Here is a 15,885-nt window from a genome sequence, read left to right as displayed (position 1 = left end):
GATCCGGGGGTGGGGGTTGGGGTCGGTCGGGTCAGTGCTGGCGGTGGCGGCGGGGGCGGCTGCCGCGCCAGCGCCAGGTGGTCACGGTGGCGGCGATGGCCGCGGAGACCGGGAGGTCGATCCGAAGCCGGGCGGGCCACGGGCTGTCCGCCAGGGTCGGTATCCGCGGGAGCCAGTGCGCGCCGGACCAGCCGGCCAGCAGTGCGAGGGCGGCGGCGGTGATGCCGAACCCGGCGGCCAGCAGGGCGCGCGGCGGCCGGAGCGTCCAGGAGCGGTCCGGGCGACGGAGCAGCCGGGCGCCGAGCAGCGTGGCGACCACGGCGGAGGTGCCGCCGATGGTGGTGGCCGCCGCGATCATCAGCTCGGACTGCCCGGTCGCGGCGCCGCCGATGCCGGCCATGACGGCGGGCATCGCATAGGCGACCAGGACCTCGCGCCAGAGCACGAACGGCGGCGGCTTGGCGGGAGAGGCGGTCTTCCTGGGCATGGTGGCTCCTTCTGCGACTTTTGATTAGGTGGCTAAGTATTAATGCTTAGCTGGCTAACTATGTGGGTGTGGTGAACGGCGCGGGAGGTCGATCGGGTCGCCGGTGCGATGGAGAGCGGGGGTCCGGTGGCGGGTCGGGCTCGGGGGCCGGCGGTGGGCTCGGTCGGTCAGTCGGCGGTGAGGGCGGACATGCCCTCGACCAGCCGGGCCAGCAGGTCCAGGAACACCGTGCGCTCCTCGACCGTGAGGCCGCCGACCATGGCCTCCATACGGGCGAAGTGCTCGGGCGCCAGCTCGCGCAGGCGCTCGGCACCGACTGCGGTCAGGACGACCACGTTGCCGCGACCGTCCTCGGCGGACGGCCGCCGGGCGACGAGGCCCTCGCGTTCGAGTCCGTCGACCAGGCCGGTCACGGTCGCCCGCGACACGCCGAGGCTCGCGGCCAGCTGGGACGGCGACTTCTCGCCGCCGTGGTCCTCCAGGTCGGCCAGCAGTCGGTAGCGGCCGGTGGAGAGTCCGAAGCGGGCGAAGTGCGCCTCCCCGGCCTGCCCGAGCCGTGCGCCGGCCGCCATCAGTCGCGCAGCGACCAGGACGGCCTGCGGGTCGGCCGAGAGGCCGTACCGGTTGAGCTGGCGGCGGGCCTGGTCGAGCGTGGGTGCGCCGTGGTCGGCGCCCTGGGCGGAGTCGTGCACGGGGCGGTGCCGGGTCATGAAAGTAATATGGCGGCTAATCACTTCGCTCGTCAAGCGCGGCGATCCCGGCCGCGGCCCCGGCCGGCCCCCGCCTGGGGTCGGTCGGCGCCGGCAGCGCCGGGATTGGGTCGCGCCGGTCGGCGAAGCACCGGTGCAGCTCGGCCGGCGGATCCCGGTGGCCTGCGCGGTGGAGAGCGTGCGCGCCCCGGAGCTTCGCGAGAGCCCCGTCCCGGGGAGAACGCCGGCCGGGCCGTCGTCCGCGCCTTCGTCGCCGGCCGGGGCGTGCCGGACCCGGAGGGGCGCACCCTCACTCCGCTGGCCGGTATCGACGGGCTGGTCTTCGACCGCCTGGTCTGCGGGGGCAGCGTCCGGCAGGACGAGACCGAAGGGCTGGTCGCCGCGGCCGTGCGCGACCCTGCGCGGCCCGGGCGTCGGCGCTCCGGAGCCGCCGTCCAGGGGCGTCCGTCTGCGGGGCGCCCGTCTGCGGGGCGACCGGGGGCGTGAGCGCGGACGCCGGAGTCGACGGGTGCCACGGCTGGTGCTGTGACCGCATAGGTACACCGGGTTCGGCCTTGCCCTAGGATCCGATGGCTATGGGGGGATCTGTTCGTGGCCGCTGGCGCCCGACTCGTACCGTCGCTGTAGCGTCGGCCGCACTTGCCGTGCTCGCCGTGCTGGCGGTTGTGCTGCTGATCCTTCCGGGTCTGGTGGTCGACCACGACCTCTCGGGTGCCCAGCTCGCTGCAGCTGACCGGCTGAACGCGGTGAACAACGTGCGAACCACACTGCTGCAAGCGGTCGGTGGCGCGGTCGTCCTGTTCGGCGCCTACGCCACCTGGCGGCAACTGCGCGTCAGCCAGGACGGGCTGAACGCAACCCGGGAGGGGCACGTCACCGATCGCTTCAGCCGGGCCGTGGACCAGCTCGGCAGCGACAAACTGGACGTGCGGATCGGCGGCCTCTACGCACTCTGGCGGATCGCGGATCATTCCGCTCGTGACCGCGAGGCGGTCATATCGATCATGGCTGCGTATCTGCGGACCCACCTTCCCTGGCCGCCGCAAGAGCCGGAAGCCCCGGCGGCGGAGGTGTCCATCAACATGGTGCGCCCGCTCGAATCCCGAGCCGCGGACGCTCAGGTGGCGCTCACCGGGCTCGGCGTCCTGGGGCAGGAACGCCGACCTGAGTGGCTCAACGTCAGCTTCACCGACCTGCGTCGGGCCGACTGTGACGGACTGTGGCTGAACGGGGTCAATCTCGATGGCGCGTGCCTGGAAGCGGCAAGCGTGTACCAGGTCAACCTGAGCGGGGCGTCACTGATCGCGGCCAACCTGCGGCATGCCGAACTCGGCACCTCGATTCTTCGCCAGGTCCGCTGTACCGAAGCCGACCTGCGCGGCGCACGTCTGGTCAGGGCCGACCTGCGCGAGGCGGACTTCTCCGGTGCGGACCTGCGGGAAGCGAATCTACGTAAGGCCCGTGCCCATCGCACCGTGTTCACCGGCGCGGACCTGCGGATGGCCGACCTCCGGGGCTGCGACCTCAGCGGCGCCGACCTGCGGCAGACGAAACTGGAAAGCGCCTTGGCGAGCGACCTCACGATCTGGCCGACAGGCTTCGACGCTCGGACGGCTGGTGTCGTCGTCACTGAGGACCCTGGCGCGGAACCGGACAATCTGTTGCCGGCCGCCGCGATCACGCGGCAAGCCCCGCCTCTGCGGTCGACCTGATGTCCGGTCCGAAGTGCGCCTCGATCGGGTTCGCCCAGGAGACGTTGGTCGGCGTGAAGCGCAGGTGGACGTCGTAGCGCTCGGCGGCGCATTCCGCGATGCCATTTCGGAAAGGGCGTACAGTCACATTACTTCGTGCAGGGAGTGCTTTCCCGGGTGGCTCGGAAGGCCCGTGCTAGCGTGCGGCTGCCAGCTTCTCCGTGCCGACGAAGTGGGTTCTGACCATGCGCCATGAATTCTCCCGACGCGGATTTCTCGGTACCGCCGGAATGGCGGCCGCCGGGGTGTCCGCCGGGTCCGCGGGCCTGGCCGCCGGTGCGGGTCCGGCGCGGGCCGAGCCGGCCGCCGTGCCGGAGGGGCAGTTCGTGCTCCCGGGCGATTCGCGCTACCAGACGCTCAGTCAGGGCTTCAACCAGCGGTGGTCGAGCACGCCGGCCTACATCCGGCTGGTGGGGAACGAGGCCGACGCGGTGGCCGGGCTGAAGACCGCCCTCGACAAGGGGCTGCGGCCGACGATCCGGGCCGGCGGGCACTGCTACGAGGGCTTCGTCGACAACGACAAGGGCGTCATCCTCGACCTCAGTACCATGCGCGGGGTCCGCACGGCGACGGACAAGTACGGCGCGACCACCTACGCCGTGGACGGCGGCGCCACCAACTGGGACGTCTACACGACGCTCTTCCGCCGGTTCGGCGTGACGATCCCGGCCGGCTCCTGCTACTCGGTCGGCGCCGGCGGGCACATCTGCGGCGGCGGGTACGGGCTGCTCTCCCGGCGGCACGGGCTGACGGTGGACCACCTGGCGCAGGTCGACGTGGCGACCGTCCGCGGCGGCCGGGTCGAGGTCACCCGGGCCCACCGCGACGACCCCGAGGGCTCGCCGGAGCGGGACCTCTTCTGGGCGCACACCGGCGGAGGCGGCGGGAACTTCGGCGTCGTGCTGCGCTACCACTTCCGCAAGGACATTCCGAAGCCGCCGCCGCGGGTCTGGCTGAGCAGCATCGCCTGGCCGTGGGCCGACCTGATCAAGGAGCCCGAGGACTTCCGCCGCCTGGTGGACAACTTCGCGGCCTTCTTCGCCCAGCACAGCAGCGCCACGGAGACCGCCTACCAGGGTCTGTTCGCCATTCTCAAGCTGACCCACCACACGAACGGGAACGTCGTCCTGGTCAGCCAGTGGGACCAGGACGACCCGACGCCCCTGGAGGAGTTCCTGGCCGCCGTCGAGGCCGGGATGAAGACCCCCTCCACCGTCCAGACGTACAGCGCCGGCGGCCTGTTCCTGCCGTACCCGGACAAGAGCCGGCAGATGCCGTGGTTCCAGGCGACGATGACGCTCAACCCCTCGGGGGACAACCAGCGCGGCAAGTACAAGTCGGCCTACCACCGCACGCCGTTCACCAAGGCGCACGTCGACGCCTTCTGGGCGTGGCTGACCAAGGACGTGCCCGACGTCGACCTCACCCAGACGCTGGTCCAGATCGACTCGTACGGCTGCCGGATCAACGCGCACAGGCCCGCGGAGACGGCCGTCCCGCAGCGCGACTCGATCATGAAGCTGCAGTACCAGACCTACTGGACCGACCCGGCCGAGGACGCGGCCCACCTCGCCTACCTCTCCGGCCTGTACCGCGACGTCTACCGGGCGACCGGCGGCATCCCGGAGATCGACACCGACACCGACGGCGCCTACGTCAACTACCCGGACACCGACCTCGGCGTGGCCGGCCAGCCCCACCCGCCGTACCAGCGGCTGTACTACAAGCAGAACTACAGCCGCCTGCAGAGGGCCAAGAAGACCTGGGACCCCAAGAACGTCTTCCACCATGCCCAGTCGATCACGTTGCCGTCCTGACCGGGCACACAGGGCCACGACCACCATCCGGTAAACGGATGATATCGGGGCGAATAGTGCGAGTAAAGAGGTTGGCGGGGCGTACTGGCCCGGTCCCGGGCGGGCTGCCGGACCTCCTCGCAGGGACAGCGAAGGTTCGACACACTGTGGGCCGAGCTCTCAGGTGTGCACGTATCTGTGCGGGTGTACTCGGACTGATGCTGACTTTTGCTGACCTGAGCTGACGGAACGTCATGCCTGCTGGCTGGGGGTGGCTGCTGCTCGCACAGTAGGCGGCCCGAGGGGTCGTCGGATCGGATGGGCGCTCCGGCTTGCCTCTGCATGACCACGTGCGGACGCGGCCTGGCCGCTGATCGACACCCGGCTTGGCGTGCGAGGGGCGGCTGTCCCTCGCACGTGCTGAGAGGAGCCGTCACGTCGTCACCTAGGCACGCCAGAGGAAGGACAGTGCGCCACGCCAGACGAAGTCCAACACGAACAGCAGGCGCTGTTCGTCCATCGACTCGAAGCCGTGGTGCCGCCCCGTGGAGACGACCACGCGGTCGCCGACCGTGACCTCGCGGACGGCCCCGCCGGTCTCGCGGACCAGGCCCATCGCCGCCTCGGGCCCAGGATGTCGCCCTTCTCCAGGAATGCGTCGAGGACCTCGTAGAGGTGCAGGTCGGATCCGCAGAGGCCGGTGGTGGTGACCTCGACGGGGATCTCGGTGGGCTCCCGGATCACCGGGGCGGGGGCGGAGTCGACGCGGACGTCACGGCGCCCGTGCCAGGCCACGGCTTTCACGGCTTCTCCTTGCAGACGGCACACAGGTCCTGGTGCGGTTGGGTCTGGTCAGCCTCGCCACCCCTTGGGCCTGGAACACGCCGAATTCGCCCGCGGCAGGCATGCCGCCCGCCGGGGGAGCTCTCTGTCAACCCCGCGACACGAAGCGTCCCCAGCAGGCGGATCGTGGCCCATGCGCGACTACGCTGAGGTATGACCGCAGGCGGGCCACTGATCGGAATCCGCGCGCTGCGGGATGTGGACGCGGTGCTCTCCTGCCTGCCCGCCGACTCCCTTGACCAGGAGGTCGTCGGTGCGCGGGATGCGCTCTGTTGGGCGCTCGGCCGACAGCACCACGCACCCGTCACAAACGCGGAATCCTTGAGTCCGCAGCCGACTCGCGTCCAGCTGGACGGCGAACGAGGGGCTGCCTGGGAAATCGTGGAGGATTTCTCCGCCGACCGGCGTAGCCGACGTCGGGCCCTGGGTGCCGCCCGCGCCCTCACCTGGCTTCTAGAGAAGGCCGCCACCCCGCCGTAGAACCGCCAGGGCGGCTCCGAAGGTGGGCCGGCGGCCTGCCGGACAGCGTCGGGGTATGCCGGTTCCACGATCCGGGGCCGTGCCTACCGAACGGCGGTGTTCTCGCCTTCCAGGTGATCCAGGAGTTGCGCCCGGTGCAGGGCGGCGACCGGGTCGAGCAGATCGGGGTGGCGCAGGAGGGGGCCGCCTGCAGTTCGTGCTCCCCGGGGCGGACGAGGCCGCTTTACAAGGATCGGCGTCGGTCACTCGGGCTGACCCGCGGATGGCCAGGCCTGGGCATTCTAGGGCTCCCCACCGTTGTCGACGGCGCGTATACCGCCCGATCTGGCACGGCTGTGGCACGCTCGCGACCCGTTGCTTCAGGCTGCGGGGGCAGCGTCGCGCCGCTCCCCCGCGAGCAGTGGCGCGCTGCCACTGTCGACTACCTGAACCGCCAGGTGGAGCTGCGCGACCACCGGGAAGTGCTCCACCAGGCGGGATTCGGGGAGGTCCGCCGACTGCTCCTGCCGCGGATCGTCCAGGCCGACGCCGTCGACGAGGGTCACGGTCTGGCTGTGAGCCTCACCGGTGAGCTGTCCGCCGTAGTCGTGTTGCGCATAGACGGGGACGTGTCGGCTGCCGTACAACCGGGCCAGTTTCGGTCCTGGGGCGTCTCCGAGGACGAGGTGTGGGCCGCGGCCCTTGCCAACCTGCGCGAAGAACCCGTCACGCTGGACAATGACGGCAAGTCGAACCCCCATCGTGTCCGTCGAGAGCGAGTCCGGCTTCACCTGTACTCACCTTCTGCGGGCAGCCGGGGTGCTCGGCCGCCCTGCACCCCTCGGCATCCTCGCCATGATCCCGTTCGAGGGCTTCTTCTACCTCCAGGCGGTGGACGGCCCCGAACTCCACCACCAACTCATCGGCTACTCCTCGGTGGTCCGGGACAACTGGGAGAAGGCCCGGGCCGAACAGCGACTGAGTTGACGGGTGCTTTGGGTCCACGAGGGCGAGATTAAATCCGTCGGCGTGGAACCCGCCCCGCCAGGCAGCAGTCGCCCCGGCGTCATCAGCCGCACCGAACGCTTCCTCACCATGCTCGCCACGTTCCGACCGCCGGACCCCGAGTGTTGATTCCCCGCAGTTGCGGCCGTTCATTGTGCCTGGTGGCCACGTATGCCGGTATCGCATTATGGCGGACATGTCTGCTTCAAGCCGGGGAGACGTGGCGCCGCATGGGACGCCACGTCTCGTGGACCGGCTGAGGGCCTGGGTGGGGCGGTGGCTCGCCGCTCGGTCAACGACGCGATGATGAGGGAGCTCGGTAGTCCGCCGGATCCCGGCGTGGCTCCGGCCTGGGTGGGACTCCGCCCCGCCCAGCCCGGGTGATTACGTGCGGCCGGGGAGCGCGAGGCGTTCGATGCGGGTGGCCAGGTCGGGGTCGCTCTCGGTGCGGCCGAGCCGGCACGTGGTGGTGGTGCGGACCGTGGCGGCCTTGACGCCGCGCATGCTCATGCACAGGTGCTCGCCGACGGTGAAGACGGCGACGTCGTCGGTGCCGACGGCCTTGGCGAGGTCGTGGGCGACGTCGTGGGTGATGCGTTCCTGGATTTGGAGGGCGTGGGTGTGGACCTCCAGGTGCCGCACCAGCTTGGACAGGCCGAGGACGGCGGTGTCCGGGACGTAGGCGATGGAGACGTCGAGGCGGAAGGGGAGCAGGTGGTGCTCGCAGACGCTCCACGCTTCGATGCCGGTCAGCAGGACGAAGTCGCCGTACTGGCTCGCCTCGAAGCTGGTGTCGAGTCTGTCGGGCTCGTGGTCGAGGAACTCGCCCCACCAGTCGGCGAACCGGCGGGGCGTGTCCTTGAGACCGTCGCGGTCGGGGTCTTCTCCGAGGGCGAGCAGGAGCTGGCGGGTGAGTGCTTCGACTCGCGGACGGTCGACGGGGCGGCGCCGGGATCGCATGGGTATGGACGTCATGATCATCCCCTTGGGGTGAGTTGACGCTGGATGGGCTGCGGAAAGCAGCGCGTCAGAGGTGGGTGGCGCCGGGCAGGCAGCCGAGGATCGGCACGGCGGTGAACGCCTCCGCGTACCGGGTGCCGATGCGGGCGCCCCAGAGCCGGCCGAGGGCTTCGGCCATGGGGCCGAAGTGCTGCTCGATCGGCTGGCTCGCGTGCTCGCGCAGCGCGGACATCTTGGTGTCGAAGGTCGCGGTGGCGTCCACGATCACGTCGGCGCGGACCGGTCCGTCGAGGGCGAGGGAGTTGTAGGTGTCGCAGCTGTAGAAGCGGTTCGGACGGCCGGTGGCGATCCGAGGCTCGGGGACGGCCGCGAGCACGGTGGCGGCGACGGCCCGGTGCTCGGGGTGGACGTCGTTGAGCGGGTGGGTGATGACGATCTCCGGACGCTTCTCCAGCAGCAGCCGTTGCAGCAGAGCATGGTCGAGTCTGGGAACCTGGTGTAGGTCGGCGCCGAGGACTGCGGCGCCCCTGCGTGCCTCGTCGTCGCGGACGTTGTCGCGGTGCGGGACCGCGAGGGTGACGGTGGAGTGCCTGGCGTGGAGTGCGAGGGTGGCGCCGGCCCACAGTTCGCCGTCGTCGGGGTGCGCGAAGACGGCCAGGACCGAGCCCGGTGCCGGACCGGTCACCACAGTCCCAGCTTCTCGACGACGTCGGCGGGCTTCGGCAGCTGGGGGCTGGCCAGGCCGCTGAGGGCGACGGGCACGTCCAGGTCGCGGCGTACCGTGATCATCGCCTCCCAGCGGAGCACGTCGGCCCAGGCGGTGGTGATCGCCGTGCCCTTGGCGCCGGTCAGCCTCTCGGAACCGGCCAGCTCGCGCAGCTGCATGCCGTCGCGCAGAAGGGCGGCGGCGACCTTCGGGCCAACACCCCGCACCCCGGGGATGTTGTCGGACTTGTCCCCGGTCAGCGCGCGGAAGGCCGGCCACTGGTCGGGGGTGACGCCGAACCGGGCGACGACCTCGTCGGCGGTGATGATTCGTTGGGACGACTTCCGGGAGCGGTTGAGGATGCGGACGCGTCCGCCGAGGAGCTGGTAGTAGTCCATGTCCCGCGACATGATCAGGACCGGTCGGGAGGCCGAGGCCCGGGTGGCGAGGGTGGCGATGACGTCGTCGGCTTCGGCGTCGTCGACCTCGACCCACCGGATCCCGTGCGCGTCCAGTCCGTCCTTGACCGCCGTGAGGAACTGCAGCGGCTTGAGAGCCTCCGGCGTCGCCTCGCGGTTCGCCTTGTACTCCTGATCGGTGGCAGCGCGGTCGGCGGAGCCGTGTTCGCCGTCGAAGACGACCAGGACCTCGGGCTCCACGACGTCGAGGTCGTCACGGATCGCGGCGCGCAGCAGGGCGAAGAACGCGAACAGCCCGGTCAACTCGCGGGTCTTGTCGCGGGAGTGGATCGGCGCGGGGAACCCGAAGGTGCCTGCCCACAGAAGGTTGAACCCGTCGACGAGCAGCAACGGCGCAGGGGCTGCTGTGGTTTCGGGCATCACGACACCGCCTCCAAGAAGAAGTCAGCGATTCGGCGGGACTCGAACGCGGTCGCCCGCCGATACACGGTCTGTGTAGTCGCGGCGTACAGTATGTCATCTTCCAGAAGGGTTTGTGCCGCCTTGTGGAGGGCGGCCGGGCCCTCGTCGTGGTCGACGAGCAGGTGGTCGCCGTGGCCCGTCGGGCCGATCAGCTCCGGCAGGTTGCCGACACGATAGGCGACGACCGGAGTGCCGATGCTCATCGCCTCCAGCGCCACCAGACCGAAGGTCTCCTTGTGGCTGGGGACGATCACGACGGCGGCCCCGGCGAGCCAGGGCAACACCTCGTCCCAGGCCAGCGCCCCCCGCAGGTGGACGCCCGGGGTGCGGGCCGCCACCTCGCGGCAGCGGTCGAGGAGCTCGGACTGCGAGCCCTCGCCAGCCTCGAACCCGGCTTCGGCGAGCGCCACCTCGACCGGTCGGTCCCAGTCGGAGGCGGCCTCCAGGAGGTCGAGCACGCCCTTCTCCGGCCCGAGCCGGGCGAGGACGCGCACCGGGCCGCTGCAGCGCAGGCGTTCGCGGCGGGACGGCGGGGGCGGGACCACCAGGGTGCCGGGAAGCAGCGCGTTGGGGACGACGCGGATTTTGCGCGGGCCCCAGTCGGTCAGCTCGCCGCGGACGACGGGGGAGGGCACGAGCACGCGGGTGGCGCGGGCGAACGCCGGCCCGGCGTCGAGGGCGTGCGGCTTGACGTGGGCGGCGAGCGCGCGGCGGACATGGCCGGGGATGTCGCCGCGCAGGCGGCCGAGCCCCCACAGCGCGTCGGTGAACACGACGGTGTCGATGCGGTGCTGGGTGATCAGGTCCCGGATCTGCTGGGTGAGCCCGGCGTCCTGGTGGGTGATGGCACGCCGCAGCGCGTCGTCGCCGCATGGGAAGTTCACGTCGTCGAGGCGCAGGCGGGCGATCGGAACGCCGGGAAGGCCGGGGCCGTCGGGCTGGGGAGCGGCGGTGGCGATGACGGGCCGGTGGCCGTTTTTGGCCAGACCGACGGCCAGGGCGGCCGTCGCACGTTCGATGCCGGCGGGCGCGTCACGGGTCCAGGACACGAGGACCAGCAGGACACCGCGGGAGACGAGGCTGGTGGTCACGGGGCGCTCACCCGCCGAAGGGGCGGAAGCGGCTGGGTCAGGCCGTGGTGCGGACGCTCCCAGGGGAATACGACCCAGTCGTCGACGGTCCAGGCCCACCGGTCCGGCGGGCGCGCGCATCCCCGGTTGCGGAACAGTGCCGCCGACATGATCGCGGCACCGTCGTCGAGTCGACCGGTCAGCGCGGCGGTGACGGCGGAGAACGTCGCCCCGGTGCCGGCGATGTCGTCGACCAGGAGTACCGTCCCGCCGAAGCGGTCGGGCAGGGTGTCGTCGACCAGGACCTCGACGTCGCCGGTGGCCTGCTGCCACGGAGCGTCGCACCTGTTGTGCTTGGCGGTGACGGAGTGGAAGGGTGCCTTGAGGTAGTCGGCCATGGGGCGGGCCGGTTCGATCCCGCCGGAGGCGATGCCGATCACGCAGGAGACCTCCGGCTCGGACCCGAGGACGGACTCGGCGATCAGCCTTGCCGCGTCGAAGCACTGGGAGCGCGTGGGCGCGAACGGTACGTGCTGGGCGAAGAGCCGGCTCGCGGCGTCCGGGGTGCTGGTCATGAGGCGCTCCCGGAGGCGGGCAGGCGCAGGTCGGCCGGGCCGGTGACGGAGGTGAACGCCGAGATGCCGGTGGCGCCCCGGGTGTTGCGCCAGGCGTAGCCGTCGGCGCGCAGGACGGTGAATTCGCTCGCGCTGCGTCGGGTGCGCAGGCGGACCCGCACATCGTCGGGGACGGTGAGCGGTGCGACGGTTTCCTGGGCCTGCTCGTCGGTGAGCATCTGCTCGGCGGCGAGTGCGGCACCGGAGCCGATGGGGAGCATCTGGAGGAAGGTCACCCCGCCGGCGCCGAGGCGGGCGGCGAGGTCCAGCAGCGCCTGGGCCTCGTGCTTGTTGGATTGCATGAGGACCATCTGGAGCTGGACGAACAGGCCTGCGTCCACGGCGGCGCGGATGCCCGTGATGGCACGGCGGTGACTGTCCTCACCGCGCCAGGTGTCGTGGGTGGCTCCGGTGGCACCGTCGAGCGAGACCCGGACCGCGTCGAGGGCGTCGGCGAGTTCCCCTGCGCGGCGGGCGAGGTGCCAGCCGTTGGTGGTGCAGCTGACCACACTGGTGCCCTGGAGGCGGATCGCGCGGGCGAGTTCGGGCAGGTCACGCAGCAGAAGTGGCTCGCCGCCGGAGATGTCGACGCCCAGAACGCCGGACGCTGCGATGTGGCCGGCGAGGATGCGCCGCTCGGCCGCGGTGGACTCGCGCACGCTCTTGTCGTCGAGGCAGTGCGGGCAGTCCAGGTTGCAGCGCACGATCGGGGACCAGCACATGCTCAGCGGGTAGTCGAGCGCCAGGTCGGCCGGGTCGGGCTGGGGCCAGGCTGCGACCTGCTGGTCGTCGAGAGCGACGCAGCCGGCGGGAAGCGGTTGGGGCGGAAGGTGGTTGGTGCCGACGGCCGGGTCGTGCACGACGGTGGTGCTACCGATCGCGGCGGCGGCGAACGTACGGATCATCGGGTGATCACCTCGGCGTTGGTCAGGTGCCTGTCAGCAGTGGTGACGAAGGTGTGGCTGCGCCCGGAGGGCGCGGGCAAGGACAGCAGGTGGCGATAGTGGGCGAGCGTCGCTGGCCAGGTGGCGAGCTTGGTCCGCCACTGGGCGGCGGCGTCCGGGGGGTCGAGGTGGTAGCCGACGGCCTGCCGCAGCGGGATGACCAGGCAACCGGCGGCAATCAGGGCCGCGCCGAGATGGGTGTCTTCCATGCCCCAGCCCAGCACCCCGAACTCCTCGTCGAAGCCGCCGACGTCCAGCAGTTGCTCGCGCGGAACGGAGAGCAACGCGGTGACGGCCATCCTGGGCAGGTCCCAGTCGTAGTAGGACCGCCCGCACCCGAGGTTCTGGAAGTCGTCGGTGGCGTCGAGCGGGCGTCCGTCCAGCTCGTCGGTGAGGGTGATGCCCGAGTACGGCAGGACCTTGCCCACCGGGGGCTTCCAGGTGACGCGGTGGTCGGCAGTGAGGCACGGTGGGCTGTCGGGAAGCACCGGCCCGCCGCCGGGCGACGCCTGATAGGTGACGTTGTGCCGGAAGCCGGTCAGCACCGTGTCGGCCGCGGCACGGGTGACGACGTCGGCGAACACGTGCGAGGACAGCACCATGTCGGCGTCGACGAACAGCACGGTCGGGGACTGGGCGAGACGGGCACCGACGTTGCGGGCCGTGGCCGAGCCGCGCCGCTCGGCGAGGCGCACCGCGGTGGTGAGCGCCGGGTGCCGACGGGCGATGTCGAACGTCGCGTCCGTGGAGGCGTCGTCGACCAGGATCACCTCCACATCGGCGGCGTGCTGCTGGGCGATGAGCGCGTCCAGTACCGCCGGCAGGGCGTAGGCGGTGTTGCGGGCCGGGATCACGACCGACAGCGCATGGCCGCCGCCGGCGCCCGCCGGGGTGGGCTGGTGCCAGCCGAGACCGGTGCGCTCGGTGAACCCCGTCGTGAAGTACCGGTGGGTGTTGGGCTGGGACTTGAGCGTGTCCGCGAGGCTGGTGTGCATCACGGCCACCTCCATTCGTCGAGCACGGCGGCGGCCTGGGGCCAGCCGTGCGGGTCGGAGATCCAGTGCAGAACCGGTCGTTCCGGCAGAGCCAGGAGATCGGTGAGCAGAACCAGGTAGTCGGGTTCGAGGACCAGCAGCACCCGCCGCGGGGCGCCGTTGGCGGCGAAGTCGCGCCGCAGCTGCCCGTTCACGATCAGGCGCAGCCCCTCGGCCCGGTCGGCGTCGAGCCGCTGGTCGTACGCGGCGATCAAGTGGTCCGCACCCACCAGGCCGTAGGCCGCGGACAGGAAGCGGATCCGGCTGCGGGCGTGCGGGACGTCGGCGAAGCGGGCCCGCAGCTGTGGGGCGATGCCTCCGGCATACCGCTCCAGGGCGGGCAGGAGACCGGTCTCGGGCGCCTTGCGGTGCGAGCAGCCCGCGATCACGAGGTCGCCGATCACGCCGGTCTCACCACCCGGAAGCCGATGCCCGCCGAGGAAGACTCGGCCGGCGCGGCGTTCAGGAACGTGCACCTGGCGTACAGCGGGAGGGAGTTGTAGGAGCCGCCGCGGATGACGAAGCCGCCGCCGATCGTCTTCGACGCGGTCCACTCCCAGCAGTTGCCCGCCATGTCCCACAGCCCGCTCGGCGTCCGCCCGCGCGGATGCGAGTCGACAAGGGTCAGCCGTCCGCAGATGTCGCGCAGATTCGCCCGGCTCTCGTCCGGCTCCTCGTCGCCCCACGGGTACGGACGGCGCTCGGCTCCCGAGGCCGCCCACTCCCACTCCTTCGACAGCGGCAGCCGTCCGCCCAGATCGGCCGCGATCCGGGCCGCCTGTATCTGGTCCAACCCGACCAGCGGCCGGTGGTCCGGGCCGAGGCCGAGCTGAGCGGGCGTGACCGGAGTCGCCGTCCACTCCAGGTCGGCCACCCGCAGCGGCCTCTGCCGGTCGCCGAACAGGCACACGCCGCCCGGTACCGGCACCCAGGTGAGCGGGAGTCCGGCCAGGTTCGTCGTCATCGCTCCCCCTTTCATCCGGCGATCAGGAACAGGTCTTCGGCGTTCGCCCCGGCCCAGACCTTCGACTTGGCCAAGTTGGGTCGCAGCCCGCAGCGGGCCAACGCCTTGGTGACGGCTTCGAGGGCCTCGCCGGCCTGCTCGGCGCCGTCGCAGAAGACGCAGTAGTTGTCCGCGAACCGCACCGCGCGGTGCCCCGCGAGCCGGGCGTCGACACGCGACAAGCGCAGGTTGATCAGCAGGGGCGCCAGCGCCGTGCCCGGGACCAGCGGAAACGGCAAGGCCTCCAGGGCCCGTTCGAACAGGCGGAGGAACGAGCCGTCCGCCACGTGCTCGGCCAGCCAGTCGGTGACCTCGGTCGCGTTCGACCCCTCCGACACCCTCCGCACGTCCACGTCCGCCACCCACCGGTACCCCTTCCGCAGGTGCCGGTCGGAGTCGCGCAGAGCGGTGATCCGGTTCCGCCCGGCCCGGTAGCCCGAGACCCAGTCGGCGAACGCCCGTTGCTCCAGCACCGGTTCGATCGCGCTTCGCATCGCCCGCTGGACGACCCGGTCGCTCACTGTCGGGATCACCGAGGGGAAGGTCTTGCCGGTGTAGGCGGTGATCCCCACCTCGCGCAGCGGACCGGGGGTCCAGGAGCCCGTCCGCAGTTGCTCGGCCAGGACCTCCAGCCGGCCGTCCATGCCCTGCCGGAACTGCGCCCAGCTCATCCCGTCGGCACCCGGCGCTCCGGCCCGGCGCATGCAGGCCCGCGCGGCCGCCTTGAGATGCCGAGGATCGACGAGGAACGACATCAGCGAATGGGCGCGCGGAGGGCGGGAGTTGGTTATAGTGGGTAATGCCTGAACGGCATGCAGGATCCCGCTCCCCTCCACACCGATTGCTTGGCCGCTACCCAACACGCGCGGCCTCGGGGAGTCGGAACGACCGCGCCGTTCAGGCACTTTGCTGTCCTCACCGGCCACGCTCGTCCTCCCAGAGCAGCGTGTGCAGCCGCGGCGTGAGGTTCCAGCCCCGGCCCAGGACCTCATCGGCCAACCCCCGCATCCCACTGAGGACCGCTCCGCTGCTCGTTCCCTCCGGCATGACCCAGACCTCGGGAAGCGAGAACCTCTCCACCAGGGAAGCGACCTCGTCGAGCTGGGCGGCTTCCTGGACGACGAACTTGAACCGGGCCCTGCCGCAGGCCGCGAACGCCGACAGCGCCTCCGAGACGATCCGCCGGTCCCTGGGGCCCGCGAAGGCCTGCAGCTTCGGCGATACGTTGAACGCAGTGACCGACTCGATCAGCTCCGGCTGCGGGACGACGGTGCCGTTGGTCTCCACCTCCACACGCCGCCCCGACAGCAGCCGGACCAGGTCGACGAGCGGGGACTGCTGGAGCAGCGGCTCACCACCGGTGACCACCACCAGCCTGGGCGCGCGGGCCATCACCCACGCCGCCAGGTCCTCGACGCTGTGCCGCGTGGACACCTCGCGCGGGTTGAACCGGGACCAGTCCCAGGTCTGCGGGGTGTCACATCCCGGGCAGTGGAGGTTGCACCGCGAAAGCCGGACGAACAAGGACTGCTGCCCGGCGCTCGGTCCCTCGCCCTGGAACGTCGGGCCAAAGCACTCCGCCACCAGCAGGCCCCTGTCGGCGCCAGCATCACCTCCCAACA

17 protein-coding genes and 2 pseudogenes are annotated in these 15,885 nt (G+C 71.3%); 4 read left to right on the top strand and 15 right to left on the bottom strand.

What is annotated here, in order from left to right:
• Positions 1-31: 31 nt before the first annotated feature.
• Positions 32-487, bottom strand: a complete 456-nt coding sequence (locus ACIPSC_RS23150) for a hypothetical protein (protein ID WP_400827969.1) — start codon at positions 485-487, stop codon at positions 32-34.
• Between the two features lie 167 nt (positions 488-654).
• Positions 655-1,197, bottom strand: coding sequence for a MarR family winged helix-turn-helix transcriptional regulator (locus ACIPSC_RS23145; protein WP_400827967.1), 543 nt, complete (start codon positions 1,195-1,197; stop codon positions 655-657).
• A gap of 160 nt (positions 1,198-1,357) precedes the next feature.
• Here ACIPSC_RS23145 and ACIPSC_RS23140 point away from each other — a divergent pair.
• The 3 genes and pseudogenes from ACIPSC_RS23140 to ACIPSC_RS23130 all read left to right on the top strand — a co-directional run.
• Positions 1,358-1,683: pseudogene (locus tag ACIPSC_RS23140) on the top strand (hypothetical protein); the annotation flags it as partial.
• 158 nt (positions 1,684-1,841) lie between these two features.
• Positions 1,842-2,909, top strand: a complete 1,068-nt coding sequence (locus ACIPSC_RS23135) for a pentapeptide repeat-containing protein (protein WP_400827965.1) — start codon at positions 1,842-1,844, stop codon at positions 2,907-2,909.
• 284 nt (positions 2,910-3,193) lie between these two features.
• Positions 3,194-4,765: an FAD-binding oxidoreductase gene (locus ACIPSC_RS23130; RefSeq protein ID WP_400827963.1), complete on the top strand. Its 1,572-nt coding sequence runs from the start codon at positions 3,194-3,196 to the stop codon at positions 4,763-4,765.
• A gap of 529 nt (positions 4,766-5,294) precedes the next feature.
• Here the strand turns inward: ACIPSC_RS23130 and ACIPSC_RS23125 are convergent.
• Positions 5,295-5,548: pseudogene (locus tag ACIPSC_RS23125) on the bottom strand (alcohol dehydrogenase catalytic domain-containing protein); the annotation flags it as partial.
• An 878-nt stretch (positions 5,549-6,426) separates the two neighbouring features.
• Positions 6,427-6,693 (bottom strand): hypothetical protein, encoded by a 267-nt coding sequence (locus ACIPSC_RS23120; RefSeq protein ID WP_400827962.1) that lies wholly within the window; start codon positions 6,691-6,693, stop codon positions 6,427-6,429.
• A gap of 115 nt (positions 6,694-6,808) precedes the next feature.
• Between ACIPSC_RS23120 and ACIPSC_RS23115 the strand changes: the two genes are divergently transcribed.
• On the top strand, positions 6,809-7,033 hold the full coding sequence (locus ACIPSC_RS23115) for a hypothetical protein (RefSeq protein WP_400827961.1): 225 nt from the start codon (positions 6,809-6,811) through the stop codon (positions 7,031-7,033).
• Between the two features lie 402 nt (positions 7,034-7,435).
• On the opposite strand, the gene folE is transcribed toward ACIPSC_RS23115, so the two are convergent.
• The 11 genes from folE to ACIPSC_RS23060 all read right to left on the bottom strand — a co-directional run bounded on the left by folE (position 7,436) and on the right by ACIPSC_RS23060 (position 15,883).
• A complete protein-coding gene (gene folE / locus ACIPSC_RS23110; RefSeq protein ID WP_400827960.1) occupies positions 7,436-8,026 on the bottom strand; it encodes a GTP cyclohydrolase I in 591 nt (196 codons plus the stop codon).
• A 52-nt stretch (positions 8,027-8,078) separates the two neighbouring features.
• Complete coding sequence (locus ACIPSC_RS23105) at positions 8,079-8,696, bottom strand: PIG-L deacetylase family protein (RefSeq protein WP_400827959.1); 618 nt, start codon at positions 8,694-8,696, stop codon at positions 8,079-8,081.
• The gene (locus tag ACIPSC_RS23100) at positions 8,693-9,556 is read right to left on the bottom strand and encodes a 5'-3' exonuclease H3TH domain-containing protein (protein WP_400827958.1); all 864 of its coding nucleotides are present in this window, start codon (positions 9,554-9,556) and stop codon (positions 8,693-8,695) included. The genes ACIPSC_RS23105 and ACIPSC_RS23100 overlap by 4 nt, the downstream gene beginning before the upstream one ends.
• Positions 9,556-10,689, bottom strand: a complete 1,134-nt coding sequence (locus ACIPSC_RS23095; RefSeq protein ID WP_400827957.1) for a glycosyltransferase family 4 protein — start codon at positions 10,687-10,689, stop codon at positions 9,556-9,558. The genes ACIPSC_RS23100 and ACIPSC_RS23095 overlap by 1 nt, the downstream gene beginning before the upstream one ends.
• Complete coding sequence (locus ACIPSC_RS23090) at positions 10,686-11,243, bottom strand: phosphoribosyltransferase (protein ID WP_400827956.1); 558 nt, start codon at positions 11,241-11,243, stop codon at positions 10,686-10,688. Before ACIPSC_RS23090 ends, ACIPSC_RS23095 begins: the two co-directional genes overlap by 4 nt.
• Complete coding sequence (locus tag ACIPSC_RS23085; RefSeq protein ID WP_400827955.1) at positions 11,240-12,187, bottom strand: radical SAM protein; 948 nt, start codon at positions 12,185-12,187, stop codon at positions 11,240-11,242. Before ACIPSC_RS23085 ends, ACIPSC_RS23090 begins: the two co-directional genes overlap by 4 nt.
• The gene (locus ACIPSC_RS23080) at positions 12,184-13,221 is read right to left on the bottom strand and encodes a glycosyltransferase family 2 protein (RefSeq protein ID WP_400828127.1); all 1,038 of its coding nucleotides are present in this window, start codon (positions 13,219-13,221) and stop codon (positions 12,184-12,186) included. Before ACIPSC_RS23080 ends, ACIPSC_RS23085 begins: the two co-directional genes overlap by 4 nt.
• Entirely contained in the window at positions 13,221-13,664 is a 444-nt protein-coding gene (locus ACIPSC_RS23075; protein ID WP_400827954.1) for a hypothetical protein, read from the bottom strand. The genes ACIPSC_RS23080 and ACIPSC_RS23075 overlap by 1 nt, the downstream gene beginning before the upstream one ends.
• Entirely contained in the window at positions 13,661-14,224 is a 564-nt protein-coding gene (locus ACIPSC_RS23070) for a formylglycine-generating enzyme family protein (protein WP_400827952.1), read from the bottom strand. The genes ACIPSC_RS23075 and ACIPSC_RS23070 overlap by 4 nt, the downstream gene beginning before the upstream one ends.
• 11 nt (positions 14,225-14,235) lie before the next feature.
• On the bottom strand, positions 14,236-15,018 hold the full coding sequence (locus tag ACIPSC_RS23065) for a reverse transcriptase domain-containing protein (RefSeq protein ID WP_400827951.1): 783 nt from the start codon (positions 15,016-15,018) through the stop codon (positions 14,236-14,238).
• Positions 15,019-15,178: 160 nt separating this feature from the next.
• Positions 15,179-15,883, bottom strand: a complete 705-nt coding sequence (locus tag ACIPSC_RS23060) for a 7-carboxy-7-deazaguanine synthase QueE (protein ID WP_400827949.1) — start codon at positions 15,881-15,883, stop codon at positions 15,179-15,181.
• Between the last annotated feature and the right edge of the window lie 2 nt (positions 15,884-15,885).

The organism is Kitasatospora sp. NPDC090091, from assembly GCF_044747365.1.
Lineage (GTDB): Bacteria > Actinomycetota > Actinomycetes > Streptomycetales > Streptomycetaceae > Kitasatospora.
The sequence above is the reverse complement of the archived record's forward strand: the minus strand, read 5'-3'. Positions and strand labels throughout refer to the sequence as shown.

Excerpts from the sequence above, each read along its gene's own strand:
- ACIPSC_RS23150 (WP_400827969.1), bottom strand. The coding sequence starts at position 487 with ATGCCCAGGAAGACCGCCTCTCCCGCCAAGCCGCCGCCGTTCGTGCTC.
- ACIPSC_RS23145 (WP_400827967.1), bottom strand. The coding sequence starts at position 1,197 with ATGACCCGGCACCGCCCCGTGCACGACTCCGCCCAGGGCGCCGACCAC.
- folE (WP_400827960.1), bottom strand. The coding sequence starts at position 8,026 with ATGACGTCCATACCCATGCGATCCCGGCGCCGCCCCGTCGACCGTCCG.
- ACIPSC_RS23100 (WP_400827958.1), bottom strand. The coding sequence starts at position 9,556 with ATGCCCGAAACCACAGCAGCCCCTGCGCCGTTGCTGCTCGTCGACGGG.
- ACIPSC_RS23090 (WP_400827956.1), bottom strand. The coding sequence starts at position 11,243 with ATGACCAGCACCCCGGACGCCGCGAGCCGGCTCTTCGCCCAGCACGTA.
- ACIPSC_RS23085 (WP_400827955.1), bottom strand. The coding sequence starts at position 12,187 with ATGATCCGTACGTTCGCCGCCGCCGCGATCGGTAGCACCACCGTCGTG.
- ACIPSC_RS23080 (WP_400828127.1), bottom strand. The coding sequence starts at position 13,221 with ATGCACACCAGCCTCGCGGACACGCTCAAGTCCCAGCCCAACACCCAC.
- ACIPSC_RS23070 (WP_400827952.1), bottom strand. The coding sequence starts at position 14,224 with ATGACGACGAACCTGGCCGGACTCCCGCTCACCTGGGTGCCGGTACCG.
- ACIPSC_RS23065 (WP_400827951.1), bottom strand. The coding sequence starts at position 15,018 with ATGTCGTTCCTCGTCGATCCTCGGCATCTCAAGGCGGCCGCGCGGGCC.